Raw genomic sequence first — 25,821 nt, forward strand, 5'->3', positions numbered from 1 at the left:
CAAAGGCGCATCCGAAGATGCGCCTTTTTAGACTGCGTAAACCTCAGTGCGCTTTCACGCAGCAGCCTTACTCAGCCTTCGGCGTCTCGCGCAGGCGGATATGCAGCTCGCGCAATGCCTTGGCATCCACCACACCCGGAGCCTGGGTCATGACGTCCGCAGCACTCTGGGTTTTCGGGAAGGCGATCACTTCACGGATCGACTGGGCACCGGTCATCAGCATCACCAGGCGGTCGAGGCCGAAAGCCAGGCCACCGTGGGGCGGCGCGCCGTATTTCAGGGCGTCGAGCAGGAAGCCGAATTTCTCTTCCTGTTCCGCTTCGTTGATGCCCAGCAGGCGGAAGACCGCTTGCTGCATCTCTTTGCGGTGGATACGGATCGAACCGCCACCCAGCTCAGTACCGTTCAACACCATGTCATAGGCGCGGGACAGCGCGCCTGCCGGGTTGGCTTCCAGCTCTTCAGGCGAGCACTTCGGCGCGGTGAACGGGTGGTGCAAGGCGCTGAAGCTGCCGTCGTCGTTCTCTTCGAACATCGGGAAGTCGACGACCCACATCGGAGCCCACTTGCAGGTCAGCAGGTCCAGGTCGTGGCCCAGCTTGATCCGCAGAGCGCCCAAGGCTTCGCTGACGATCTTGGCTTTGTCGGCGCCGAAGAACACGATGTCGCCATCGACCGCGCCCACGCGATCCAGGATCACATTGAGGTTGGCTTCCGGGATGTTCTTCACGATTGGCGACTGCAGGCCTTCAACGCCCTTCGCGCGCTCGTTGACCTTGATGTACGCCAGGCCCTTGGCACCGTAGATGCCGACGAACTTGGTGTAGTCGTCGATCTGCTTGCGCGGCATGCTCGCGCCGCCAGGCACTCGCAGGGCGGCGATGCGGCATTTCGGGTCGTTGGCCGGGCCGCTGAACACCTTGAAATCAACTTCGGTGAGCTGGTCGGCCACGTCCACCAGTTCCAGCGGGTTACGCAGGTCTGGCTTGTCCGAACCGTAGCGGCGCATGGCCTCTTCGAAGGTCATGTGCGGGAATTCGCCGAACTCCAGGTCCAGTACTTCCTTGAACAGGTTGCGGATCATCTGCTCGGTGATGCCCATGATCTCTTTCTCATCGAGGAAGCTGGTCTCGATGTCGATCTGGGTGAATTCCGGCTGGCGGTCGGCGCGCAGGTCTTCGTCACGGAAGCACTTGGCGATCTGGTAGTAACGGTCGAAGCCGGCCACCATCAGCAGTTGCTTGAACAGCTGCGGCGACTGCGGCAAGGCGAAGAAACTGCCGGCGTGGGTACGGCTAGGCACCAGGTAGTCACGCGCGCCTTCCGGGGTGGCCCGGGTCAGGATAGGTGTTTCGACGTCAAGGAAGCCGTTCTCGTCGAGGAAGCGGCGGATGCTGGTGGTCATGCGCGAACGCAGGCGCAGCTTCTCGGCCATTTCCGGACGACGCAGGTCCAGGAAGCGGTAGCGCAGGCGGGTTTCTTCGCCGACGTCGGAGTATTCGTTCAACGGGAACGGCGGGGTTTCCGATTCGTTCAGTACTTCCAGCTCGTAGCCCAGCACTTCGATCGCACCGGACGCCATGTTCGCGTTCACGGCACCGGCCGGACGCAGGCGAACCTTGCCGGTGATCTTCACGACGTACTCGCTGCGCACACGGTCAGCGGCGGCGAAGCTCTCGGCGCGGTCCGGATCGAATACCACCTGGGCCAGGCCATCACAATCACGGATATCGAGGAAGATCACCCCGCCGTGGTCGCGGCGACGGTGAACCCATCCGCAAAGGGTGATTTCCTGACCATCCAGGGTCTCGTTCAGTTGGCCGCAATAGTGGCTGCGCATCATGGTAGTGGTTTCACTTCTCGTAATTCGAAATTCGGTGGAGGTCTGCCTCGTCACCGTACATTAAAGCAGGGGACGGATAATGCAGGAGCCTGCGCATGGAGTTCAACTCAGTCTGCTTTGTCGCCGCCCGCCAGGTTCTTCTTCGAACCGGTCTTGAAATCGGTCTCGTACCAGCCGCTGCCGCTCAGGCGGAAGCCCGGCATGGACAACATCTTCTTGAGCTCGGGCGCCTGGCAGGCCGGGCAATCGACCAGCGGCGCTGCGCTGATCTTCTGGATGGCTTCCAACTGATGTCCACAGGAAGCACATTGATAGTCGTACATGGGCATGGCGATGTCTCGGCGGTCGATCGTTACTGTGCCGCGCCCGCTCTTGATAGAGAGCAGAGGGAGAAAGCCCCGGCAGCAGCAAAGCGCGGGATTATATCTGGTAAATCAAGGCAGCGCAGCCGGCTTTCTGCCCGGAGCCTGGTCCACCTCCACGGCGGACCTGCCCCGGGACGTGCCGATTACTCAAGGTTGGCTGAGACGGCACGGCCTTTTAACAGATGAACCACACACACCACCCTGACCAACCCACTGAAGTTCTTCACTCCTCCATACCGGAGGTGCACTTCCCGATCGACATAGGACAGCAATGCGCTGACAGAGCAGGCATTGATCCTGGCTATTTCCGTGAGGATATTCCAATAGATCTGCTCAAGCCGAAGACAAGTGGAAAACCCATTGAGCCTTACCGATCGGGACAATGGCTTGGCCAGCCCCATATCGAACCCCTTGGCGAAGGGGTCGACGCTTATCTTGTGGAAACCACCGGTTTCCATCACTCCCACATCCACTCCACGTGACATACACCTGACACTCCATTGCCAAACAACAGCCCATGGGCTCTCCCATTGGACAATGGCCCTATAAGACAGCAGGACGAAGCAGGCAGCCAGAAGACGGGGCGTTGATAGGCGTAGGACAACGCCAGGAAATGCGTGGAAACAAGCAAGTGGCGCCACAACGGCGCCACTGTGGGTGACGTTTACTGGTTTTCGAGCAGGGAGCGCAGCATCCACGCGGTTTTCTCGTGAACCTGCATGCGCTGGGTCAGCAGGTCCGCGGTCGGCTCATCACTGACCTTGTCGAGCAACGGGAAAATACCGCGTGCGGTACGCGTGACCGCCTCCTGGCCCGCCACCAGTTGCTTGATCATCTCTTCTGCGCTGGGAACACCCTCTTCTTCCTTGATGGAGGAAAGACGGGCGTAGATCGAATAGGCGCCCGGTGCCGGGAAGCCCAGGGCACGGATACGCTCGGCTATGGCGTCCACCGCCAGCGCCAGTTCGTTGTACTGCTCTTCGAACATCAGGTGCAGCGTACGGAACATGGGGCCCGTGACGTTCCAATGGAAGTTGTGGGTCTTCAGGTACAGTACATAGGTATCGGAGAGCAGTCGTGAAAGCCCATCGACGATGGATTTACGATCTTCTTCACTGATACCGATATCGATTGCCATGTTTATCCCCTTCAATTGACAAGCATTCATTGATCAGGTGCACGACCACTCTAGCAAGAGCGGCGCAGAGACGCAGCCCGACACCCTCGGGCGACATGCGGCAAATCGCCCCTGCACGACCTGTCAGCCCGTGCAGTACAAGCCTTTGGGCACGTCGGAAATTTCTTTTAAGGCCGCAAGAACCCCCTGCACATGTCTAGGACAAGCATTTCCCGCATAAATGCCAAGGCCCTTTAAAGCCCGGTAAATGCTCGATTTGAGTAGGCACGGCCTTTGCTGTTAAATAGGCAGCGTGTCGCCGTCGTTAATTTCCACGGCAAGCGGCATAGGCTGATACCCGTGCACGTGCCCAACGCCTCCCATTGTTCAGAAGCGAACCGTGCCAGTCAGCTCTTCCTTGTGATCCGTCTTAACGTGAGTTAATCAAAATGTTGAAAATCGTCCACCTGCTAACGGGCGTTGCAGCGTTGCTGCTGTCCTTTATCCCGAGCCTGCAGCCTGAAAGCCTGCCCTACCTGCAACAACACGACGCTCTGTACCTGGCCTTGTTCGGCCTTCTTAACCTGACGCTCGCTCCCGTAATCCCTTACTGGAACAAAGGCACGCGTCATCAACTGCAAAACCTGGTCAGCGCGCTGCTGGTACTGACCGTTGTCGTACAAACCCTCACCCTCCTGGCACCTATGCCTGAAGTGGGCGGCCATCCGGCCATCCTGCTCAGCCTGGTGATTGCTGTGGTCGCCATCGTTCTTCACCTGGCCATCAGCTTCTACCGTTCGTCCCCGGCGGCCGCGTCGCAAAACTACGACATGACCAATCGGGATACCGGTACCGTCAAGTGGTTCAACACCTCCAAAGGCTTCGGCTTTATTTCCCGCGATTCGGGCGACGACATCTTCGTCCACTTCCGGGCTATCCGTGGCGAAGGCCATCGCGTCCTGGTTGAAGGCCAGCGCGTGGAGTTCTCCGTGATGAATCGCGACAAAGGCCTGCAAGCCGAAGACGTGATCGCAGCCCTGCCGCGTCGCTGATTCCAGCCGTCGCAGCAAAAAAACCGCGATCCAGCCTTGGCTGGGTCGCGGTTTTTTATTGCACTCGGGTTAATAGTGCGGTGGCGGCGCCTCTTCTTCGGACGTCTCGAACTGGCCGCCCATTTCTTCCTGACGCTTGAGCAGCGCGGTCATCTGCAGCTGCAGGCGTTCAACCGCGCGCTGCTGGGCGACCAGGATGTCATTGAGGGTCTCGATGGTGTCGTCCTGAAAGGCCAGGCGGCTTTCCAGATCGGTAACGCGGTCTTGCAAGTCCATGGTTCAACCCTGGGTAAAGATAAAGTCGGCAGGCAGCAACGCGTGCAGGCGCACACGAATGGCCGCCACTTGTTCTTCAGTGTACGGCTGGGCCGGATGCTTGCCCCAAACCGGCGCAGGCCACGCGGCGTCATCACGCTTGCGTACGATCACATGCACGTGCAACTGGCTGACGACATTGCCCAGCGCACCGATATTCATCTTGTCGGCGTCCAGGCCTTCGTTGAGTAACTGCGCCAGCAGCGTAGTTTCCTTCCAGAGGATCTGTTGATCTACGACATCCAGCTGAAACACTTCACTGATACCGTTGATGCGTGGCACCAGGATGAACCACGGGTAATTCGAGTCATTGGACAGCAGCAGGCGGCACAACGGGAAGTCCCCGATCACCAGTGTGTCTTGTTGCAGGCGTTGATCTAAGGCGAACACCACGGGCACTCCGTTTGGCAGGTCAAGTTCTGGCGCCCAGCATACCTTTGAATGCAGGCGGCTTCACGGCGAATGCGGGGGAGCCCGGCGCATCCGGAGAAAAAAATCGCACCCTTTCGATGCAGGCGAATAATTGAGCTACGCTAACTCGGGCCTCACCGGGATGCACCAAAATGACCCACTTGTGCCTCAAAGAGATCCGCCAACTACCCACTCATGGGGGTGGACCGGTAACGTTTTTCTCGGGCAAGGTTTTTTTGCACCCCCGAACAGCGGTAACACACGGGCGTCAAGCCCAAACCAAACGGCGTAAAAAGCCCGTGCTTATGCGGTTTTTACCCCGTCGTAACGTTTTTCACGAAAAAATGACATTCAGTTACCGGTTTGGGCGCGCTTGTTGCATTCACCCCCCTATCGTCGACAACGGCACCTGCAGGGAAGTGAGTGTTTCGCGATAAATAACAGTGGCGTTTCAATGTATACCAAGGAAGACGACAAACGCTGAAAGGCGTTTGAAAACAGCATTGAAGTTGTCAGTCCCGTTACATTCGGACTGTGAATTTGCGACATGGAACTAGCAATTTACGACAGCCTCGTAAAGAAGCTGAAAGGAAAGATGGGTAAGTATCGTCAATAGAGTCTGCGTGATATAACTTTGCGCCGACACAAAAAAGAAAGAGCCGCCCAGATAAAAATACAGGTGGGACGGCAGTACTCTTCCTAAAACCAAAGGAGCAAATCACGATGCGCGTGATGAAGTGGAGCATGATCGCCCTGGCTGTTTCAGCAGGCACCTCGCAGTTCGCAATGGCGTCCGCCCAGGACGATTCCAAGGGCTTTGTTGAAGACAGTACGTTCAGCATCAATACTCGCGCGCTGTACTTCAGCCGCGATTTCCGTAATGAACCAGCGAACGGCTACGCCACGGTCAACGGCAAGCGCAAAAGCCGTGCTGAAGAAACGGGCTTGGGCTTCAATGCACTGTTCGAATCGGGCTTCACCCAAGGCACTATCGGCGTCGGTTTCGATGCAATCGGCCTGCTGGGCGTCAAGCTCGACAGTGGCAAGGGGCGCGCAGGCACCGGGCTGTTCCCCACCGGTTCCGACGGTCGTTCGCAAGACGACTACTCCAAAGGCGGCGGCGCCATCAAGTTCCGCTTCTCCAACACCGTGCTGAAAGTCGGTGACCAATACACCACAGCCCCTGTGTTCGCTTCCGACGACAGCCGTCTGCTGCCGGAACTGCCACAAGGTATCTCGATCACCAGCAACGAGATCAAGGGCCTGAAACTGGAAGGCGGCCACTTCACTTCCAGTGTTGCGCAGAACCAGACGTTTCATGACAGCCTGGGCCTGACCAAGACCGACTTTGTCGGCGGTGTATACTCGTTCACTCCAGAGCTCACCGGCAGCCTGTACTACGCTAAAACCGAAGACTACTTCCGCAAGTACTACAGCAACGTGAACTGGACCCACGCGCTCAGCGATGACCAGTCCTTCGCTCTGGACTTCAACATCTACGACACCAAGAGCGACGGTGCCGGCCTGCAGCGCGCCGAAAAAGATGGCACGACCAAGCTCGACAACCGCGCGTTCAGCTTGCAGGGCGCCTACACCATCGGCGCTCACACGTTCACCCTGGCAGCCCAGAAGGTTACCGGCGACGGCGACTACGGCTACGGCGTAGACGGCGGCGGCACGGTCTTCCTGGCCAACTCCGTTGCCCGTTCCGACTTCAACGCCGAAGGCGAGAAGTCCTACCAGGCACGTTACGACATCAACATGGCAACCTTTGGCGTTCCTGGTTTGAGCTTCATGACTCGTTACATAACCGGTAGCGGCGCCGACACCGGCACCACTAACAATGGTAAAGAGTGGGAACGCGATATCGAAGCCAAGTACGTGATCCAGAGCGGTCCAGCCAAAAACCTGAGCCTGCGTCTGCGTCAAGCGACCTATCGCTCCGGCGATGGCGTGTACTACGGTTCGCCTTCGATCGACGAACTGCGTCTGATCGCAAACTACCCGCTGAACATCTTGTAATTGCCGGTTCAATTACAACGATGACTTAAGGCCTCGGCCTTAAACAAAAAAGCCGCTCCCCTGTTTACAAGGGAGCGGCTTTTTTATTGCAGTTTTATTTCAGCGAATAAATAACTAGCAAGCTAACTAACTAGATTCAGGTGACACGTTTAACCTGACCTTTCGGCCAAGTTAAACGCGCTTCTTTCACTTACTTCGGAGCTGCTTCCTGCATCACTCGAATAACGCGCTGCGGAAATGGAATATCAATCCCCGCTGCCTTTAAACGATCACGCGCCAGTTCATTCAGCATGAACACTACATCCCAATAATCCGGGGTATTGGTCCAGCAGCGCAGGGAAACCGTGATCGAGCTATCGCCCAAGGTCGACACCACGGCCACCGCAGCAGGATCCGTCAGTACGCGCGGATCTTTTGCCAGGTCCAGCAGTACTTCACGGGCCTTTTGCAGATCCGCCTCGTAGTCCACACCCACGTCAAACACCACCTTGCGGGTCGGCTGACGGTTGGTGTTGGTGATGATGCCGTTGGACAGGATGCCGTTGGGCACGATGACGGTTTTGTTGTCACCGGTACGCAGCACGGTGTGGAAGATTTGGATGCTATCGACGGTCCCGGAGGTGCCCTGGGCTTCGATCCAGTCACCAATGCGGAACGGGCGGAACAACAGGATCAGCACGCCACCGGCAAAGTTGGCCAGGCTGCCTTGCAACGCCAGGCCGATGGCCAGGGTAGCGGCACCGATGGCAGCCACGAACGAGGTCGTCGCCACGCCGATCATCGAGGCCACGCTGACAATCAGCATGACTTTCAGCGCAATGTTCGCCAGGCTGGTGATGAAGTGCTGCAGCGCCAGGTCCGCGTTACGCATGGCCAGCAGGCGGCCCACGCGATGGGTCAATACGTTGATCAGCCACCAGCCAATGGCCAGGGTGATCACCGCCAGCAACACCCGGCTGCCGTATTCCATGATCATCGGGATCCATGACTGCGAGGTCTTGATCAAGTGATCCATTTCAGCGTTTAAATCCATGTAGCTTCTCCTGTATGGCGGATGTGCGGCTTATTGACTGCCTGAAAACGCAAATGAGCCCCGTAGGGCTCAAGAGCAGGCGCTGGCTCTGGGGCGTGGGACGCCGAAAACATCCACAGGTTCCCCAATGTGCCATCAGTCGCGGAAGTTATTGAACTGCAGCGGCATGTCGAAGGTCTTGGCGCGCAGGGCGGCAATGGCCTCCTGCAGGTCATCACGCTTCTTGCCGGTGACACGAACCTGCTCACCCTGGATGGCAGCCTGGACTTTCAGCTTGGCATCCTTGATATGGGCGACGATCTTCTTCGCCAGCTCCTTGTCGATACCTTCCTTGAGTACGGCTTCCTGCTTCATCAGCTTGCCGGAGGCGTAGGCGTCCTTGATTTCAAGGCACTGCGCGTCGATCTTGCGCTTGACCAGCGACAACTTGAGGATCTCGATCATCGCTTCCAGCTGGAAATCGGCTTCAGCGGTCAGGTTGACGGTCAGTTCCTTTTCCTTGAATTCGAAGCTGCCCTTGCCTTTCAAGTCATAGCGGCGGTCCAGCTCCTTGACGGCGTTCTCGACGGCGTTGGTGACTTCGTGTTTGTCCAGTTCAGATACCACGTCGAACGAAGGCATGTGATTTCTCCAATATAAGGGGCGGGTTCAGTAGAGATGGAGCGCGCCCGAGCTAAAATGCCGGGGCATTATAGCGGTTCTTTCGTCCCGTTCACTGTGAGCGACCCTACGGAGCAAAAACTGATGTCGACCACCTGGCATATTCTCGGCGCGGGCAGCCTGGGCACACTGTGGGCCACCCGCCTGGCTCGTGCCGGCTTGCCCGTCAGGTTGATCCTGCGCGATGCCGCGCGCCTGGCCAGCTACCGGGCTTCACCCGGCTTGACCCTGGTGGAACACGGCGTCGCCCATACCTACCCGGTGTTCGCCGAAACGCCCGACAGCCCCGAGCCGATTCATCGCCTGCTGGTAGCGTGCAAGGCCTACGACGCCCAGGGCGCTGTCGCACAACTGCAACACCGCCTGGCACCGGACGCCGAGCTGATCCTGCTGCAGAACGGCCTAGGCAGCCAGGACGCGGTGGCCGCGCAACTGCCCCAGGCGCGCTGCATTTTTGCCTCCAGCACCGAAGGCGCGTTTCGCGACGGTGACTGGCGCGTTGTGTTCGCCGGCCATGGCTATACCTGGCTGGGAGACGCGAGCCACCCTACTCCGCCGCTGTGGCTGGATGACCTGCACGCTGCGAGCATCCCCCACGAATGGAGTACCGACATCCTGACGCGCCTGTGGCGCAAACTGGCGCTCAATTGCGCGATCAACCCGCTGACGGTGCTTTACCAGTGCCGCAACGGCGAACTGCAGAACCATCAATGTGAAGTCGCGACCCTGTGTGCCGAACTTGGCGAACTGCTGGAATGCTGCGGCCAACCCGCCGCCGCGCGGGATCTGCACCAGGAAGTGGAACGGGTCATCCAGGCCACGGCCGCCAATTATTCCTCCATGTACCAGGACGTGGCCAACGCCCGCCGCACCGAGATCAGCTACTTGTTGGGCTATGCTTGCCAGGCGGCCGCCCGTCACCAATTGAGCCTGCCCCATGTGCAACAACTGCAAGTGCGCCTGGTCGAGCAGTTACTTGCACGCGGATTGCCCCGCGACTGAGGCACGCGCTACCCTGCCCGCCTGTCTATCACCTGGGAAAACCCTGATGCCGCTGCGCCAGCGTCTAGAAAACCTACCGGTCGGGCAGAAACTGCTGGCCGCCCTGCTGGTGCTGCTGACCACCGTCCTGCTGGTGGCCAACCTGACCTTTATCAGCGCCGCCTACTGGATCTCCCAGGAAAGCATGGCGCCCCAGGCCTTGCAGGCCATCGGCCGGCTGGTGTCCAACCCGGCCCTCGCCGCCGAAGCCCTTGAATCCCCGGCCAAGGCCGATGCGCTGCTCAATGAACTGACCAGCTATTCGCCCCTGCGCGCCGCCGCCCTGTACGACGGCGAAGGCAACCGCCTGGCGCAGATGCAACACGGCGATCGCCTGCACCTACCGGACACCTACCGGCATATCGAAGCCTGGCGAGTGACCGAATTTCGCAGTAACCAGGTCATCACCCTGCCCCGTCCCGGCCAACCGTCCGGCCACCTGCTGCTGGTGGCCAGCAGTGAGCTGCCGGTGGCCTTCTATACCGGCACATTGACGGCGAGCCTGGGCATCCTGATTTTCAGTGTGCTGCTGTGGTTGATCATCGCCCGGCAGATCAAACGCCTGATCACCCGGCCGATCCATGAACTCGAAGAGCTGTCACGCCAGGTCACCCGCGAAGAGAACTACGCCCTGCGCGCCGGCCCAGGCAACCACGACGAAATCGGCAGCCTGGCCGAAGCCTTCAACACCATGCTGTCGCGCATCGAAGCCCGGGAGCAGCAGCTCAAGCGCGCGCGGGACGATTCCCAGGCGGCCTACGACCAGGCACAAGGCCTGGCCGAAGAGACGCGCCACACCAACCGCAAGCTGGAGCTGGAAGTCCAGGTGCGCAGCAAGATCGAGAAAAAGCTCACCGGTTTCCAGAACTACCTGAACAGCATCATCGACTCGATGCCTTCGGCACTGATCGCCCTGGACGAACAGCTCTACGTCACCCAATGGAATCAGGAAGCCACGGCTCTGTCCGGCACGCGCCTGGATGAAGCGCTGAATCAACCGATCTACCTCGCCTTCCAGCCGCTCAAGCCGTACCTGCCGCAGATCAAGGCCACGGTGGAGCAGCACACGGTGGAACGCATCGAGCGCGTCACCTGGATCAAGGACGACGAACCCAAGCATTACGCCCTGACCTTCTACCCGCTGATGGGCGGTGCCGGGCGCGGCGTGGTGATCCGTATCGACGACATCACCCAGCGCCTGTCCCTGGAAGAGATGATGGTGCAGTCGGAAAAAATGCTCTCCGTCGGCGGACTTGCTGCCGGCATGGCCCACGAGATCAACAACCCGCTGGGGGCGATCCTGCATAACGTGCAGAACATTCGCCGGCGCCTGTCCCCCGACTTGCCCAAGAACCTGGAACACGCCGAACAGGTGGGGGTTGAGCTGGACACCGTCAACCGCTACCTGCAAAGCCGCGAAGTGCCGCAACTGCTCGACGGTATCCAGCAGGCGGGGGCACGGGCGGCGAAAATCGTCACCCACATGCTCAGCTTCAGCCGCCGCAGCAACCGGCAGATGGCGCCTTGCGACCTGCCGGCGCTGATCGACCAGGCGGTAGAAATCGCCGGTAACGACTTTGACCTGGCCATTGGCTTCGACTTCAAGGGCCAGGCAATCATCCGCCAGTTCGACCCGCAACTGGGCCCCGTGCCCGGCACGGCCAACGAACTGGAACAGGTGCTGCTCAACCTGCTGAAAAACGCCGCCCAGGCCATTCACCTGCGCGAGGACGACAGCGAACCGGGGCGCATCATCCTGCGCACGCGCCTTAACCCGCCGTGGGCGGAAATCCAGGTGGAAGACAACGGCATCGGCATGAGCGAAAACGTGCGCAAACGCACCTTCGAGCCGTTCTTTACCACCAAGGAAATCGGCCAGGGCACCGGGCTTGGGCTGTCGGTGTCGTACTTCATCATCACCAACAACCACAAGGGCCAGATGGAGGTGCATTCCACCCTCGGCCAAGGCACCTGCTTCACCTTGCGCCTGCCCCTGGCGGGCCAACTGCCACCTTACGAACTCACCCAACTGGAGCACTGACCATGGGCTTTCGCCTGTCGAAGATTTACACCCGCACCGGCGATAAAGGCGAAACCGGCCTCGGCGACGGCCGCCGCGTGCCCAAGGACCATCCCCGGGTGGAGGCCATCGGCGAGGTCGATACGCTCAATAGCCAGTTGGGGTTACTGCTGGCGTATCTCGAAGCCCTCGGCGGGCAGCATCCAGGCTTACAGGACGTGATCGAGGTGCTTACGCCTTGCCAGCATCGATTGTTCGATCTGGGTGGGGAGTTGGCCATGCCGGAGTACAAGGCATTGAACGCGGCGGAAGTGGATCGGCTGGAAGCGGCGATCGATCGCTGGAACGAAGAGCTCGGGCCCCTGGAGAATTTCATCCTGCCCGGTGGTTCAGCGCTGATTGCCCAGGCCCATGTGTGCCGCAGCCTGGCGCGCAGTGCCGAGCGGCGCTGTCAGCACCTGAATGCTGTCGAGCCGTTGGAAGGGGTGGGGTTGGCGTATATCAATCGGCTGTCGGATTTGCTGTTTGTGGCGGCAAGGGTGATCGCCAGGCGCCAGGGTGTTGCAGAAGTGTTGTGGCAGGCGGCGGCGAAGCCACACTGATGATGATTCGGTGACTGATAGGGTCTCATCGGGGGCAAGCCCCCTCCCACATTTTGATCACATTCCAAAGTTGGAACTCGGTCGAATGTGGGGGGCTTGCTCCCGATAGGGCCCTTCAGAGCACCATCAAGCCTCAGGCCAGAACGCCCGAATCCCTGCGACACCTTGAGCGCCAGCTTCCCACGCCTGTTCCCGCTCAGCAGGCCCTACCCCACCCAGCAGAAACACCGGTTTGCTGAACCCACGGATCAACTCTGCCGCCTGTTCCCAGCCCAACGGCTGCGCATCGGGATGGGTCTGGGTCGGCTGCACCGGCGACAGCGTGACAAAATCCACGTCCATCAACTCCGCCAACGCCAGTTCTTCCGCGTTATGGCATGACGCCGCCAACCAGCGGTCCTTCGGCAACGGCCGGCCCTTGCTCGCATATTTGCGCAGTTGGGCCGAAGTCATATGCCAGCCGGCCGCCGGGAAGTCCCCGAGCCATTCAAACGGACCCTTGAGCATCAACTGCGCCTTACCGGCGCACAGGCCCACCGCATCTACCGCAAGATCGCGGTATTTAGGGTCGTAACCGTTGGGCGCCCGCAGCTGGATCAGCTTGATGCCACCGGCGATAGCCTTCTGGATTCCGCGCAAGAGCGTGGGCGTTTCCAGCTCGCCCGGCGTGATCAGGTAATCGGCCGGCAAGCGCGCAGCCGCCACGATTGGCGCATTGGCGGCCGGGAACTCATAGTGGGGCAGATCGCGCGGGGCCACCCATTCCAGCGGTTGTCCCTCGGCACCGTGGGGCTCGCCGGTAAAGGCCGAGACTTCCCAGACATCCAGCAACACCTGCTTGTCCGGGTAGTCATGCTGCACCTTGATCAGCGGTCGCGCCGTGGTGACCTGGATACCCAGCTCTTCCTGCAACTCACGGGACAGGGCCGTGGCGACCGACTCATCGGCCTCCACCTTGCCACCGGGAAACTCCCAAAGGCCGCCCTGATGCTGGGTATCGGCACGGCGCGCCAGCAGGATCCTGCCGTCGACACCGCGGATCACCGCTGCTGCTACATGCACTCGTTTCACCGCGCTTATCCTCTTCTATCAGGTGCGGTATTCCGCATTGATCTTCACGTACTCGTGGGACAGGTCGGTGGTCCAGATGGTTTCGCTGCACTCACCGCGACCGAGTTCGATGCGGATAGTGATTTCTTCCTGCTGCATCACCGCCGAACCCTGGGCTTCGGTGTAGGTCTCGGCACGGGCGCCACGGCTGGCGATGCATACGTCGCCCAGGAACACGTCGATCTTGCTCACGTCCAGGTCCGGCACGCCGGCACGGCCGACGGCAGCCAGAATACGGCCCCAGTTCGGGTCGGAGGCGAACAGCGCGGTCTTGATCAGCGGCGAGTGGGCCACGGTGTAGCCGACATCCAGGCATTCCTGGTGGTTGCCGCCGCCGTTGACTTCAACGGTCACGAACTTGGTCGCGCCTTCACCGTCACGCACGATGGCCTGGGCCACGTCCATGCACACCTCGAACACCGCCTGCTTCAGCGCCGCGAACAGCGGGCCGCTGGCTTCGGTGATTTCCGGCAGGTTGGCCTGGCCGGTGGCGATCAGCATGCAGCAGTCATTGGTGGACGTATCGCCATCAATGGTGATGCGGTTGAACGACTTGTTGGCGCCGTCCAGGATCAGGCTGTGCAGCACATCGCGGGAAACCTTGGCGTCGGTGGCGATGTAGCCAAGCATGGTGGCCATGTTCGGGCGAATCATGCCCGCGCCCTTGCTGATACCGGTCACGGTAACCGTCACACCGTCGTGCACGAACTGGCGGCTCGCGCCTTTTGGCAGGGTGTCGGTGGTCATGATGCCGGTGGCGGCTGCTGCCCAGTTATCCACAGACAGGTCGTCCAGCGCGGCTTGCAGGGCGCCTTCGATTTTTTCGACCGGCAGCGGCTCACCGATGACGCCGGTGGAGTATGGCAGCACTTGGCTGGCGTCCACGCCGGCCAGTTGGGCCAGCTTGGCGCAGGTACGTGCGGCGGCGACCAGCCCAGGCTCACCGGTACCGGCGTTGGCATTGCCGGTGTTGGTCAGCAGGTAACGAATCGAGCCGGCAACACGCTGCTTGGCCAGGATCACCGGCGCGGCGCAGAAGGCGTTGAGGGTGAACACGCCCGCAACGGTCGAGCCTTCGGCACAGCGCATCACCACCACATCCTTGCGCCCTGGGCGCTTGATGCCGGCCGAAGCGATACCGAGCTCAAAACCGGCAACCGGGTGCAATGTGGGCAAAGGACCAAGACCAACAGCCATGAATGCGCTCCTTAAAAATAGGTGATGTCTGTGCCGTCGTGATCGACGGTGAAATTAATGGCAAAACGCCGCGACGGCAGGGGCCGGTCGCGGCGCGGGGTGTAGCAGCGTCAGGCAAAAATCTTAGTTGATTTCGCCGTGGCAGTGTTTGTACTTCTTGCCCGAACCGCACCAGCACAGTTCGTTGCGGCCCAGCTTCTGCTCGTTGCGAACCGGGGTCTGGGCCAGGACTACATCGACCTCTTCACCCAGAACTTCAGGCGCTTCCAGACCCGGTGCCTCGTCGTGCTGGAACTGCATGCGCGCAGCCAGTGCCTCGGCCTCTTGGCGCAGGCGCGCCTCTTCCTCGATCGGGTCTTCGCGACGCACCTGAACGTGGGACAGCACGCGAATCGAATCGCGCTTGATCGAATCCAGCAACTCGGAGAACAGCGTGAACGACTCGCGCTTGTACTCCTGCTTCGGGTTCTTCTGGGCATAGCCACGCAGGTGGATGCCGTGACGCAGGTGGTCCATGGTCGACAGGTGGTCTTTCCACAGGTCGTCCAGCACACGCAGTACGATTTGCTTCTCGAAGGTGCGCAGTGCTTCGGCACTCGCCTGCTCTTCTTTCTCGTTGTACGCGGCCAGCAGCTCGGTCATGAGCTTCTCGCGCAGGGTTTCTTCGTACAGGTGGTCGTCTTCGTCGAGCCATTGCTGGACCGGCAAGTCGACACCGAAGTCGCTCTTCAACGCCGCTTCCAGGCCAGCGACATCCCACTGTTCAGGCAGCGATTGTGGCGGGATATGTGCGCTGACGGTGGCGTTGAGCACGTCCTGACGGAAATCGGCGATGGTTTCGCCAATGTTGTCGGCGGCCAGCAACGTGTTACGCATGTGATAGATCACTTTACGCTGTTCGTTGTTGACGTCATCGAACTCGAGCAGTTGCTTACGAATGTCGAAGTTACGGCCTTCTACCTTGCGCTGGGCCTTCTCGATGGCGTTGGTCACCATGCGGTGCTCGATCGCTTCACCGGACTGCATGCCCAGGGCCTTCATGAAGTTCTTCACCCGATCCGAGGCGAAGATACGCATCAGGCTATCTTCCAGGGACAGGTAGAAACGGCTGGAACCGGCGTCACCCTGGCGGCCGGCACGACCACGCAGTTGGTTGTCGATACGACGGGATTCGTGGCGCTCGGAGGCGATCACCTGCAAGCCACCGGATTCCAGCACGGCCTGGTGGCGTTTCTGCCAGTCTGCCTTGATCTGGGCGATCTGCTCAGGGGTCGGATCGTCCAGCGAAGCCACTTCCACTTCCCAGTTGCCGCCCAGCAGGATGTCGGTACCACGACCGGCCATGTTGGTGGCGATGGTCAGCGCGCCTGGGCGACCGGCCTGGGCGATGATCTCGGCTTCTTTTTCGTGGAACTTGGCGTTGAGGACCTTGTGCTCGATGCCTTCCTTGTTGAGCAGGTTGGACACGTGCTCGGAAGTCTCGATGGTGGCGGTACCTACCAGGATCGGACGCCCCTGGGCCATGCCGTCCTTGATGTCGTTGATGATCGCCGCGTATTTCTCTTCGGCGGTCAGGAACACCAAGTCGTTGAAGTCTTTACGGGCCAGCGGCTTGTTCGGCGGGATGACCACCACCGACAGGCCATAGATCTGGTGGAATTCGAACGCTTCGGTGTCGGCGGTACCGGTCATGCCGGACAGCTTGTTGTACAGGCGGAAGTAGTTCTGGAAGGTGGTGGACGCCAACGTCTGGCTTTCGGCCTGGATGTTGAGCATTTCCTTGGCTTCGATGGCCTGGTGCAGGCCTTCGGACAGACGACGGCCCGGCATGGTACGCCCGGTGTGTTCGTCGACCAGTACAACCTGGCCATCCTGCACGATGTATTCGACGTTGCGATGGAACAGCTTGTGGGCACGCAGGCCGGCATACACGTGGGTCAGCAGGCCCAGGTTGTGGGCCGAGTACAGGCTCTCGCCTTCGGCCAGCAGGCCGATCTGGGTCAGCATGTCTTCGACGAACTGGTGACCGGCTTCGTTGAGTTCGACCTGGCGGGTCTTCTCGTCGATGGTGAAGTGACCTTCTTTGGTCACCACGCCTTCCACTTCCTCGATGTGCTGCTCAAGGCGCGGGATCAACTTGTTGATCTCGGTGTACAGGCGCGAGCTGTCTTCGGCCTGGCCGGAGATGATCAGCGGGGTACGGGCTTCGTCGATAAGGATGGAGTCGACTTCGTCGATCACGGCAAAGTTGAGTTCGCGCTGGAATTTTTCTTCCATGCTGAACGCCATGTTGTCGCGCAGGTAGTCGAAACCGAATTCGTTGTTGGTACCGTAGGTGATGTCGGCGGCGTAGGCGGCGCGCTTCTCTTCCGGCGGCTGGAACGGCGTTACCACGCCGACGGTCAGGCCGAGGAATTCATACAGCGGGCGCATCCAGTTGGCGTCCCGGCGAGCCAGGTAGTCGTTCACCGTTACAACGTGCACGCCCTTGCCGGACAGTGCGTTGAGGTAAACACCCAGGGTTGCTACCAGGGTCTTGCCTTCACCGGTACGCATTTCGGCAATCATGCCTTCATGCAAGGTCATGCCGCCGATCAACTGGACGTCGAAGTGGCGCATGCCCATGACACGCTTACCGGCTTCACGGGCAACCGCAAAGGCTTCGGGAAGCAGCTTGTCGAGGGTTTCACCTTTGGCTATGCGGGCCTTGAACTCTTCGGTCTTGGCGCGCAATTGCTCGTCCGAAAGGGCAACCATCTGCTCTTCGAAGGCATTGACCAGCTGCACCGTCTTGAGCATGCGTTTGACTTCGCGCTCATTCTTGCTTCCAAAAAGTTTCTTTAACAAAGGCGCAAACATATCGGCAGGTTCTTCCACACATAGGGATGGAGGGCGCACCGTGAGTGGCCCGAGCAGCCCTCACGGCCGCATGCGAACGCGCATTCTACCCGGAATCGTGGGTGAGGAAAGTGGCGTTGTTTCCCGATGCTGGCATGGGGCTGTGAGAGGGCTTGTTTAAAATAAGGGCTTTTGCGCGAACTTCAACCCGTGGAGCTCATTGATTTTGTGGATAAAGCCCCGGCAATGCATTGCCCGGGGCCGCGTAGACGCTTTCTGCTAAGATGGCCGCTCTGTTACTTAAGGTGTCCAATCATGGCATTTCGCCCTCTTACAGCCCGCGCGCCCAGCGTGTTGCTTCGCGAAGCCAAGCCGTTGAAAGCCATCTTTGGCCATGCGCAACGCTTGGGCCATTTGCAACGCCTGCTCGAAAGCCAACTTCAACCGGCGGCCCGTGAGCACTGCCACGTGGCGTCCTGGCGTGAAGGCAACCTGCTGCTGATTGTCACAGATGGCCACTGGGCGACCCGCCTGCGCTATCAGCAAAAACGCCTGCAGCGTCAATTGATGGCGTTCGATGAGTTCGCCAGCTTGACGCGCATCCAGTTCAAGGTGCAGCCGCCGACCGTGCAGCAAGGCGCGGCGGGCCACACGATGGACTTGTCGGAGACGGCGGCCGAGACGATTCAGGCCACGGCCGACGGGATCAGCGATCCGGGCCTGCGCGCGGCGCTTGAGCGGCTGGCCGCCCATGGCAAGCCCAAGCCCTGAACCGCTACTTGCGCTTACTGCCGCCCAGCAAAGACCCCAGCAAACCACGCACCAGTTGGCGCCCCATCTGATTGGCGGCCTGCTGCATCGCGGATTTCAGCGCCTTGCCTGCGGTGGTTCCCAGAAACGCCCCGGCCTTCTCAGTAAAGCTCGGCTCCTCGTCGGCCTGCCTGGTCTCTTCGGTCGGTCCAAGCGCCTTGCGCGCCATCAATACTTCATAGGCCGACTCGCGATCAATCGGCTTGTCATAGCGCCCCTGCAAAGGCGAACTGGCCACCAACGCGGCGCGCTCAGCGGCGCTGAGCGGCCCGATTCGCGATTGCGGCGGCGCGACCAGTACGCGTTGGACGACTTCCGGCGTACCTTTTTCCTGCAAGGTGCCCACCAATGCCTCACCCGTGCCCAGCTCGGTCAACACCGATAACGCATCAAACGCCGGGTTCGGCCGGAACCCGTCTGCCACCGCCCGCAAGGATTTCTGTTCTTTCGTGGTGAACGCCCGCAGGCCATGCTGGATGCGCAAACCCAGTTGCGCCAGCACAGAGTCCGGCAGGTCGCCCGGCGATTGGGTGACGAAATACACCCCCACCCCTTTGGAGCGGATCAGCCGCACCACTTGCTCCAACCGCTCCTGCAAAGCCTTGGGCGTGTCGGCAAACAGCAAATGCGCCTCGTCGAAAAACAGCGCCAGCAACGGCTTGTCGGCATCGCCGCGCTCTGGCAGTTGCTCGAACAATTCCGCCAACAGCCACAACAGGAACGTCGCGTACACTTTCGGGGCTTCATGCACCAGGCGGCTGGCATCCAGCAGATGGATACGCCCGCGTCCCTCGCGGGTGGGCTGCAAGATGTCTTCAAGCTGCAGGGCCGGCTCGCCAAACAACGCCTCGGCGCCCTGCTGCTCCAACACTGCCAGACGCCGCAACAGCGCCTGGCTGGAACCGGTGGTCATCAGCGCCGCATCCTCGCCGAGCAACTCCGGGTGATAACGCAGGTGATTGAGCAGGGCCTTGAGGTCCTTGAGATCCAGCAGCAACAGGCCTTCGCGATCCGCCACCTTGAACGCTGCGTAAAGGGCCGACTGCTGGCTGTCCGTGAGTTCCAGCAAACTGCCGAGCAACAACGGCCCCATTTCGCTGATTGTGGTGCGCAATGGATGACCGGACTGCCCGTGGATATCCCACAGCGTGACGGGATACGCCTTGGCCGTGTAATTAAGGAACGGCATGCCGGCGATGCGCTCTGCGACTTTGCCCTGAGGGTTGGCGGCGGCACCCAGGCCACAGAGGTCACCTTTGATATCTGCGGCAAATACCGCGACGCCCGCATCACTGAACGCTTCGGCCAGACGTTGCAACGTGACCGTCTTGCCTGTGCCCGTGGCGCCGGCGATCAAACCGTGACGGTTGGCCAGGCGCATGGCCTGGGCAATAGGCTGGCCGTCAAGACCGGCACCGATAAGGAGTTGCGTGGAATCAGGCATTTCGTCACCCATGGTTAATCTTTAGTGTCGCCAGGTCGATAAGAAAGATGTGAGACCCACAAAGTCTAAAAAACGCTCAGATAGTTCCTACAGGGACCAACGGAAATATCAAACTTTTTTTGACGCTACCCTTCCGCGTGTTCCACAAGGACGCGCCTCGGATATTAAGACCTTAGCGGACCCTTCAAGCTATGAATAAAAATCTGCGCTTCAGCCATAAAATCCTGCTTGCAGCCTCCCTTATCGTCATCGCGGCATTTACGCTGTTCACCCTTTATAACGACTATTTGCAACGTAACGCGATACGCGAAGACCTCAATAGCTACCTGCACGAGATGGGCGACGTCACCGCCAGCAGTATCCAGACCTGGCTGACCGGACGTATCGCACTGGTGGAAAACGCCGCACAGAACATCGCCATCAACCCTGAACCCGCTGCGGTTGCCAGCCTGCTGGAGCAGAAAACCCTGACGTCATCGTTCATGGCCACCTACGTGGGTGACAGTCAGGGCGCCTTCACCATCCGTCCCGACACCAAGATGCCGGACGGCTTCGATCCACGCGTTCGCCCCTGGTACAAAGGCGCCCAGAGCAGCAACGGTTCGACCCTGACCGAGCCCTACATCGACGCAGCCACCGGGCAATTGATCATCTCCATCGCCACCCCCAGTGCCAAGGGCAGCCAGAGCATCGGCGTGGTCGGCGGCGACCTGAGCCTGCAGACCCTGGTGGACAACATCGGTGCACTGAACTTCGGTGGCATGGGCTATGCGTTCCTGGTCAGTGCCGACGGCAAGATGCTGGTACACCCGGACAAAAGCCTGGTGATGAAGTCCCTCTCCGATGTCTACCCAAAACACACGCCCACCATCAGCGGCGACTTCAGCGAAGTCGAAGCCAACGGCAAGGACAACATCGTTACTTTCACACGGATCAAGGGGCTGCCCTCGGTGAACTGGTACCTCGGGGTATCGGTGGACAAGGACGAAGCCTACGCAATGCTCAGCAAATTCCGCACCTCCGCCGTAATCGCCACCGTGATTGCCGTGGTGATCATCATCGCCCTGCTCGGCATGCTGATACGCGTGCTGCTGCAGCCGCTGCACGTGATGACTCGCGCGATGCAGGACATCGCCGACGGCGAGGGCGACCTGACTCGCCGCCTGGCCATCCAGAATCACGATGAGTTTGGCACCCTGGGTAACGCGTTTAACAGCTTCGTAGAGCGCATTCATACATCGATCCGCGAAGTGTCCTCAGCCACCCAACAGGTGAATGAAGTCGCACTGCGGGTTGTCAGTGCATCCAACTCGTCGATGGTCAACTCCGACGAACAGGCCAACCGCACCAACAGCGTTGCCGCCGCGATCAACGAACTGGGCGCCGCCGCGCAGGAAATCGCGCGTAACGCCGCACAAGCCTCCAACCAGGCCAGTGATGCACGGCAATTGGCCGAAGACGGTCAACAGGTGGTTGAACGCAATATCAAGGCGATGACTCAGCTGTCTGCAATGATCAGTGCCTCAAGCAGCAATATCGAAGCACTTAACAGCAAGACGGTGAATATCGGCCAGATTCTTGAGGTAATCACCAGTATTTCCCAGCAAACCAACCTGCTGGCACTGAATGCCGCCATCGAAGCCGCACGCGCCGGGGAAGCCGGGCGCGGGTTTGCGGTGGTCGCCGATGAAGTGCGCAACCTGGCCCATCGCACCCAGGAGTCGGCACAGCAGGTACAAAAGATGATCGAAGAACTGCAAATCGGTGCCCGTGACTCGGTCAGCACCATGAGCGACAGCCAGCGCCACAGTCATGACAGCGTGGAAATCGCCAACCTGGCCGGCGAACGCTTGAACAGCGTGACCCAGCGCATTGGCGAGATCGACGGCATGAACCAGTCGGTGGCCACCGCCACTGAAGAGCAGACCTCGGTCGTGGAGTCGATCAACATGGACATCACCGAGATCAACACCCTCAATCAGGAAGGCGTGGAAAACCTGCAATCGACGCTGCGCGCCTGCGCCGACCTGGAACAGCAGGCGGCACGGTTGAAACAGCTGGTGGGCAGCTTCCGGATCTGAACTACCGCAGGAGCCGGTCAGGCTCCCGCACTGTTTTCACGATGAACGCCAACCGAACATCTATCCTTAGCTCAGGTCCACGTTAGGAGAGCAATGGATCGGAGGGATGTTCATCGTGCATATCGCTGACATAACCATGTTCTACGCCCCGACAAGCGGCGGCGTGCGCACTTACCTGGACGCCAAGCACCGACGCCTGAGGCTCAAGCCCGGCATTCGCCATAGCCTGCTGATTCCCGGCGCGCAATGGAGCAATCAGGATGGCATCTTCAAGGTACCGGCTCCCGCGCTGCCCTTCGGCAAAGGCTACCGCTTCCCCCTTCGCCTCTCCCCCTGGCGAAATGTCCTGCACGATTTACAGCCCGATCTGATCGAGGTAGGTGATCCTTATCTCACCGCCTGGGCCGCGCTGGATGCCCGGCGCCAGCTTGATGTACCGGTGATCGGCTTTTACCACTCCGACTTACCGTTACTGGTGAGCAACCGCATGGGGTCTTGGCTTGCCCCGAACGTTGAAGCCTATGTCAGCAAACTCTATGGAAGTTTCGACCGGGTACTGGCGCCCAGCCAGGTAATGGCCGACAAGCTCATGGGGCTCGGCGTGAAGAATGTGTTCGTCCAACCACTGGGCGTGGACCTGCAAACCTTTACCCCTGACGCCCGCGACCCAGGCCTGCGCGCCGAGCTGGGGATCGGCGAAGACACCCGCCTGCTGATCTTTGCCGGGCGCGGTTCCAAGGAAAAAAACCTGCCGATCCTGCTTCGCTGCATGAAACGCCTGGGGGACGGCTATCACTTGGTGCTGGTGGGCTCCGGCATGCCGAGCAGCGTGCCGGCCAATGTCACCGTCATCGAGGGGTTTCGCCCGGCACAGCATGTCGCCCGGCTGATGGCCAGTGCCGATGCCTTGCTGCATGGCGGCGACCAGGAAACCTTTGGCCTGGTCATCCTCGAAGCCATGGCTTGCGGCATACCGGTAATCGCGGTGGCGGCTGGCGCGTTCACGGAGATAGTCGACGAACGCTGCGGCCTGCTGTGCGCGCCAAACAATCCAAGGGCGATGGCCGATACGGTGCGCGAGCTGTTCAACCTCGGCAGCAGGCGCCTGGGCGCGCAGGCTCGGCGTCACGTAGAACAACATTACGCCTGGTATACGGTGGTCGACAGCCTGCTCGGCCACTACCACGCGGTACTGGGCAGTCACAAGCCGATGCCTTCCCATGCCTGAGCGCTCGGTATTACTGGTGCTGCACGATGTGGCGCCGCACAACTGGGCCGATTATCGGCCCTTTGTCGAAGCCGTCGATGCCCTGGGCGCCGTGCCAATCACATGGTTGGTGGTGCCGGACTTCCATCATCGCGACGCCTTGACTGCCCACGGCGATTTTCAACGCCTGCTGGATCGCCGCGTGACCAAGGGCGATGAACTTGCCTTGCACGGTTACTACCATTGCGATGATCAACCGGCACCGCGCACACCCAAAGACTGGTTCATGCGCCGCCTCTACACCCATGAGGCTGAGTTCTATCAACTGTCTCAAGCCCAGGCTCTTGATCGTCTTCAGGATGGCATTGAAGTATTCCGGCGTCATGACTGGCCGTTGCACGGCTTCGTCGCACCCGCCTGGTTAATGAGCCAGGGCACTCGCGAGGCCCTGCGCCAACTACCGCTGAGCTACACCAGCAGCCCACAGCATCTGTATCGACTGCCCGATTTCACGCCGATCGAAGCCCCGGGCCTGACCTGGAGTGCGCGCAGTGCATGGCGTCGGGGGGTGTCCAGAGTCATCAGCGATCGTCGCGAACAGCGCTGGCACGCCGCCCCGGTGATTCGCCTGGGCGTGCACCCGGTGGACATGCGCTACGCATTCTCTCGCTGCTATTGGCTTGAAACCGTACAACGCCTACTCGACGCAGGGCGAACACCGCTGACCAAGGCTGCCTGGCTGGCTGAACAGGTGGTCGCTCAAGCACCTCGGCCAGGGGATCCGGGCAATTCATCGGCCTCCTGCAACTGCTCCCACAGCTCGGCGGCTCCCGGAAAGTCCGTACCGTCTTCCGGCTCCAACGCATCCGGGTCGTAACGACTCAGGCAGCCCTCACCCAACGTAGCAGGTGCCTTGGACGTGGCTTTATCAAGTGGGTCGGTCATGGCCTGGTCCTGAAAAGTGCGGGGAATGAAAAAAGGGCCTGCAGCGATTTAACGCCCAGGCCCTTCTTTGTTCAACCAAGACGCTTGAATCAGAATACGACCGTCTTGTTGCCGTGCACCAGCACGCGGTCTTCCAGGTGATAGCGCAGGCCACGGGCCAGCACCATCTTCTCGACATCACGGCCAAACCGCACCATGTCCTCAATGCTGTCACTGTGGCTGACACGCACCACGTCCTGCTCGATGATCGGACCGGCATCCAGCTCTTCGGTGACGTAATGGCAGGTTGCGCCAATCAACTTCACGCCACGCAGGGAAGCCTGGTGGTAAGGCTTGGCCCCCACGAACGACGGCAGGAAGCTGTGGTGAATGTTGATCACCTTGCCTGCGTATTCGCGGCACAGCTCAGGCGGCAGGATTTGCATGTAGCGCGCCAGCACAACCACGTCGGCCTCATGCTGCTTGACCAGGCGAGAGACCTCGGCGAACGCCGGCTCCTTGTCCTGCGGGTTGACCGGCACGTGGTAGTAAGGGATGCCATGCCACTCGACCATGCTGCGCAGGTCGTCATGGTTGGAGATCACGCACGCGATCTCGCAGTCCAGCTCGTCGCTGTGCCAGCGATGCAGCAAGTCGGCCAGGCAGTGGGATTCGCGGCTGGCCATCAACACCACGCGCTTTTTCTGCTCGGTGTCGGTGATGTGCCAGGTCATCGAAAACTCTTCCGCGATGGGCGCAAATGCCTCGCGGAACGCTTCAAGACCAAAGGGCAGCGTGTCGGCACGGATTTCGTGACGCATGAAGAACCAACCGCTGAGGTTGTCCGAGTGATGGCTCGCCTCGGTGATCCAGCCGTTGTGGGAGGCCAGAAAGTTACTGACTTTGGCAACGATGCCGACCCGGTCCGGGCAAGCAATCACCAGCCGAAAAGTGCGCATTAGGGGGGAACTCCAGAACTTCGCAAAGGCCGCCATTCTAGCGATTGTGCAGAAAAACTGCAGTATTCGATGAGCCTTATTCTGATCCGTTGCCCTGGCCACATCCCTTAATAGCGCATGGTTTTACCATTGCTATATGAATGAACAGCGCACGCTGCAGCAATTATGCGAATTTCAAGGAGATTATTTTCGGGGTAGCCCCTACTAATTAACTCGATTGCTTAGCGTCTTCACAAACATTCAAAGTAATTCACCTGAATACGCGCTTAAATGTTTACTTGGGGAAACCGCCTGACTATTATTGGGCCACTATCCCTGTCAATCAGCGTTCTACATAAGGTAGTCCACATGTCTCTGATCAACGAATACCGTGCCACCGAAGAAGCTATCAAAGAGCTGCAAGCTCGTTTGAAGAACCTGTCCCAAGATGACAAACTGAAAACCGAGCTGGAATTCGAAGGCAAACTGCGCACCCTCATGGGTGAATACTCCAAATCCCTGCGTGACATCATCGCGCTGCTGGATCCAGAGTCGAAAGTTAAAGCACCCCGTGGCGCCGTGAAAACTACCGGTACCAAGCGTGCGCGCAAGGTCAAGCAATACAAAAACCCGCACAACGGTGAAGTGATTGAAACCAAAGGCGGCAACCACAAAACCCTGAAAGAGTGGAAAGCCAAGTGGGGCGGTGACGTGGTTGAAGGCTGGGCTACCCTGCTGGGCTAAGCCTCACCCGGTCTGCGCTTGATACGCAACCCATTAAAAACGCCAGC

23 protein-coding genes and 2 pseudogenes are annotated in these 25,821 nt (G+C 59.9%); 11 read left to right on the forward strand and 14 right to left on the reverse strand.

The window, feature by feature from the left end:
- Positions 1-67: 67 nt before the first annotated feature.
- The 4 genes from aspS to NIBR502773_RS09235 all read right to left on the reverse strand — a co-directional run bounded on the left by aspS (position 68) and on the right by NIBR502773_RS09235 (position 3,346).
- On the reverse strand, positions 68-1,843 hold the full coding sequence (gene aspS, locus NIBR502773_RS09220) for an aspartate--tRNA ligase (RefSeq protein WP_141155900.1): 1,776 nt from the start codon (positions 1,841-1,843) through the stop codon (positions 68-70).
- Positions 1,844-1,950: 107 nt separating this feature from the next.
- Positions 1,951-2,172, reverse strand: coding sequence for an FmdB family zinc ribbon protein (locus tag NIBR502773_RS09225; protein WP_010208103.1), 222 nt, complete (start codon positions 2,170-2,172; stop codon positions 1,951-1,953).
- Between the two features lie 179 nt (positions 2,173-2,351).
- A complete protein-coding gene (locus NIBR502773_RS09230; protein ID WP_065939167.1) occupies positions 2,352-2,693 on the reverse strand; it encodes a ribbon-helix-helix domain-containing protein in 342 nt (113 codons plus the stop codon).
- A gap of 179 nt (positions 2,694-2,872) precedes the next feature.
- Positions 2,873-3,346, reverse strand: coding sequence for a Dps family protein (locus tag NIBR502773_RS09235; protein ID WP_027605536.1), 474 nt, complete (start codon positions 3,344-3,346; stop codon positions 2,873-2,875).
- 428 nt (positions 3,347-3,774) lie between these two features.
- Here NIBR502773_RS09235 and NIBR502773_RS31145 point away from each other — a divergent pair, with 428 nt between their 5' ends.
- Positions 3,775-4,377: a cold-shock protein gene (locus NIBR502773_RS31145; RefSeq protein WP_005790922.1), complete on the forward strand. Its 603-nt coding sequence runs from the start codon at positions 3,775-3,777 to the stop codon at positions 4,375-4,377.
- A 69-nt stretch (positions 4,378-4,446) separates the two neighbouring features.
- Here the strand turns inward: NIBR502773_RS31145 and NIBR502773_RS09245 are convergent, their stop codons facing one another.
- Positions 4,447-4,653 (reverse strand): SlyX family protein, encoded by a 207-nt coding sequence (locus NIBR502773_RS09245; protein ID WP_027605535.1) that lies wholly within the window; start codon positions 4,651-4,653, stop codon positions 4,447-4,449.
- Between the two features lie 3 nt (positions 4,654-4,656).
- Positions 4,657-5,082, reverse strand: coding sequence for an HIT domain-containing protein (locus NIBR502773_RS09250; protein WP_141155901.1), 426 nt, complete (start codon positions 5,080-5,082; stop codon positions 4,657-4,659).
- 744 nt (positions 5,083-5,826) lie between these two features.
- On the opposite strand from NIBR502773_RS09250, the gene NIBR502773_RS09255 reads away from it, so the two are divergent.
- Positions 5,827-7,125, forward strand: a complete 1,299-nt coding sequence (locus tag NIBR502773_RS09255; RefSeq protein WP_065939168.1) for an OprD family porin — start codon at positions 5,827-5,829, stop codon at positions 7,123-7,125.
- A 190-nt stretch (positions 7,126-7,315) separates the two neighbouring features.
- On the opposite strand, the gene NIBR502773_RS09260 is transcribed toward NIBR502773_RS09255, so the two are convergent.
- Positions 7,316-8,158, reverse strand: coding sequence for a mechanosensitive ion channel family protein (locus NIBR502773_RS09260; RefSeq protein ID WP_027605532.1), 843 nt, complete (start codon positions 8,156-8,158; stop codon positions 7,316-7,318).
- Between the two features lie 135 nt (positions 8,159-8,293).
- On the reverse strand, positions 8,294-8,779 hold the full coding sequence (locus tag NIBR502773_RS09265) for a YajQ family cyclic di-GMP-binding protein (RefSeq protein WP_003175814.1): 486 nt from the start codon (positions 8,777-8,779) through the stop codon (positions 8,294-8,296).
- Between the two features lie 123 nt (positions 8,780-8,902).
- Between NIBR502773_RS09265 and NIBR502773_RS09270 the strand changes: the two genes are divergently transcribed.
- Genes NIBR502773_RS09270 through NIBR502773_RS09280 form a run of 3 tightly spaced genes read left to right on the forward strand, consistent with a single transcriptional unit; the run spans position 8,903 to position 12,481 of the window.
- The gene (locus NIBR502773_RS09270; RefSeq protein ID WP_141155902.1) at positions 8,903-9,820 is read left to right on the forward strand and encodes a putative 2-dehydropantoate 2-reductase; all 918 of its coding nucleotides are present in this window, start codon (positions 8,903-8,905) and stop codon (positions 9,818-9,820) included.
- 46 nt (positions 9,821-9,866) lie between these two features.
- Complete coding sequence (locus tag NIBR502773_RS09275; protein ID WP_115487178.1) at positions 9,867-11,900, forward strand: PAS domain-containing sensor histidine kinase; 2,034 nt, start codon at positions 9,867-9,869, stop codon at positions 11,898-11,900.
- A 2-nt stretch (positions 11,901-11,902) separates the two neighbouring features.
- Positions 11,903-12,481 carry a cob(I)yrinic acid a,c-diamide adenosyltransferase gene (locus NIBR502773_RS09280; RefSeq protein ID WP_027605529.1) on the forward strand — a complete coding sequence of 193 codons (579 nt, stop codon included), beginning with the start codon at positions 11,903-11,905 and terminating at the stop codon, positions 12,479-12,481.
- Between the two features lie 126 nt (positions 12,482-12,607).
- Here NIBR502773_RS09280 and NIBR502773_RS09285 read toward each other — a convergent pair whose 3' ends face one another.
- From NIBR502773_RS09285 to secA, 3 genes are all read right to left on the reverse strand, one after another.
- Positions 12,608-13,552 (reverse strand): Nudix family hydrolase, encoded by a 945-nt coding sequence (locus NIBR502773_RS09285; protein WP_065939171.1) that lies wholly within the window; start codon positions 13,550-13,552, stop codon positions 12,608-12,610.
- A gap of 18 nt (positions 13,553-13,570) precedes the next feature.
- Positions 13,571-14,788 carry a bifunctional glutamate N-acetyltransferase/amino-acid acetyltransferase ArgJ gene (argJ, locus tag NIBR502773_RS09290; protein WP_027605527.1) on the reverse strand — a complete coding sequence of 406 codons (1,218 nt, stop codon included), beginning with the start codon at positions 14,786-14,788 and terminating at the stop codon, positions 13,571-13,573.
- Positions 14,789-14,911: 123 nt separating this feature from the next.
- Positions 14,912-17,647 (reverse strand): preprotein translocase subunit SecA, encoded by a 2,736-nt coding sequence (gene secA / locus NIBR502773_RS09295; RefSeq protein WP_065939173.1) that lies wholly within the window; start codon positions 17,645-17,647, stop codon positions 14,912-14,914.
- A 294-nt stretch (positions 17,648-17,941) separates the two neighbouring features.
- Between secA and NIBR502773_RS09300 the strand changes: the two genes are divergently transcribed.
- Positions 17,942-18,397 (forward strand): DUF721 domain-containing protein, encoded by a 456-nt coding sequence (locus tag NIBR502773_RS09300; protein WP_027605525.1) that lies wholly within the window; start codon positions 17,942-17,944, stop codon positions 18,395-18,397.
- 4 nt (positions 18,398-18,401) lie between these two features.
- Here the strand turns inward: NIBR502773_RS09300 and NIBR502773_RS09305 are convergent, their stop codons facing one another.
- Positions 18,402-19,880, reverse strand: coding sequence for a helicase HerA-like domain-containing protein (locus NIBR502773_RS09305; RefSeq protein ID WP_141155903.1), 1,479 nt, complete (start codon positions 19,878-19,880; stop codon positions 18,402-18,404).
- A 335-nt stretch (positions 19,881-20,215) separates the two neighbouring features.
- Here NIBR502773_RS09305 and NIBR502773_RS31270 point away from each other — a divergent pair.
- From NIBR502773_RS31270 to NIBR502773_RS09320, 4 genes and pseudogenes are all read left to right on the forward strand, one after another.
- A pseudogene (locus tag NIBR502773_RS31270) lies at positions 20,216-21,055 on the forward strand (cache domain-containing protein); the annotation flags it as partial.
- A gap of 141 nt (positions 21,056-21,196) precedes the next feature.
- The gene (locus NIBR502773_RS31275) at positions 21,197-21,961 is read left to right on the forward strand and encodes a methyl-accepting chemotaxis protein (protein ID WP_370671262.1); all 765 of its coding nucleotides are present in this window, start codon (positions 21,197-21,199) and stop codon (positions 21,959-21,961) included.
- A 106-nt stretch (positions 21,962-22,067) separates the two neighbouring features.
- Positions 22,068-23,189 carry a glycosyltransferase family 1 protein gene (locus tag NIBR502773_RS09315; protein WP_141155905.1) on the forward strand — a complete coding sequence of 374 codons (1,122 nt, stop codon included), beginning with the start codon at positions 22,068-22,070 and terminating at the stop codon, positions 23,187-23,189.
- Positions 23,182-23,919 (forward strand): annotated as a pseudogene (locus tag NIBR502773_RS09320) (DUF2334 domain-containing protein); the annotation flags it as partial. The gene NIBR502773_RS09315 and the pseudogene NIBR502773_RS09320, both read left to right, overlap by 8 nt.
- A gap of 8 nt (positions 23,920-23,927) precedes the next feature.
- Here the strand turns inward: NIBR502773_RS09320 and NIBR502773_RS30915 are convergent.
- Entirely contained in the window at positions 23,928-24,113 is a 186-nt protein-coding gene (locus NIBR502773_RS30915) for a hypothetical protein (RefSeq protein ID WP_083236364.1), read from the reverse strand.
- A gap of 89 nt (positions 24,114-24,202) precedes the next feature.
- A complete protein-coding gene (gene purU / locus NIBR502773_RS09330) occupies positions 24,203-25,051 on the reverse strand; it encodes a formyltetrahydrofolate deformylase (protein ID WP_015885632.1) in 849 nt (282 codons plus the stop codon).
- 348 nt (positions 25,052-25,399) lie between these two features.
- Here purU and mvaT point away from each other — a divergent pair, with 348 nt between their 5' ends.
- Positions 25,400-25,774, forward strand: coding sequence for a histone-like nucleoid-structuring protein MvaT (gene mvaT, locus NIBR502773_RS09335; protein WP_003175830.1), 375 nt, complete (start codon positions 25,400-25,402; stop codon positions 25,772-25,774).
- Positions 25,775-25,821: the final 47 nt, after the last annotated feature.

Origin of the sequence: Pseudomonas sp. NIBRBAC000502773 (assembly GCF_006517195.1) — a bacterium.
Taxonomy (GTDB): Bacteria; Pseudomonadota; Gammaproteobacteria; order Pseudomonadales; family Pseudomonadaceae; genus Aquipseudomonas; species Aquipseudomonas marginalis.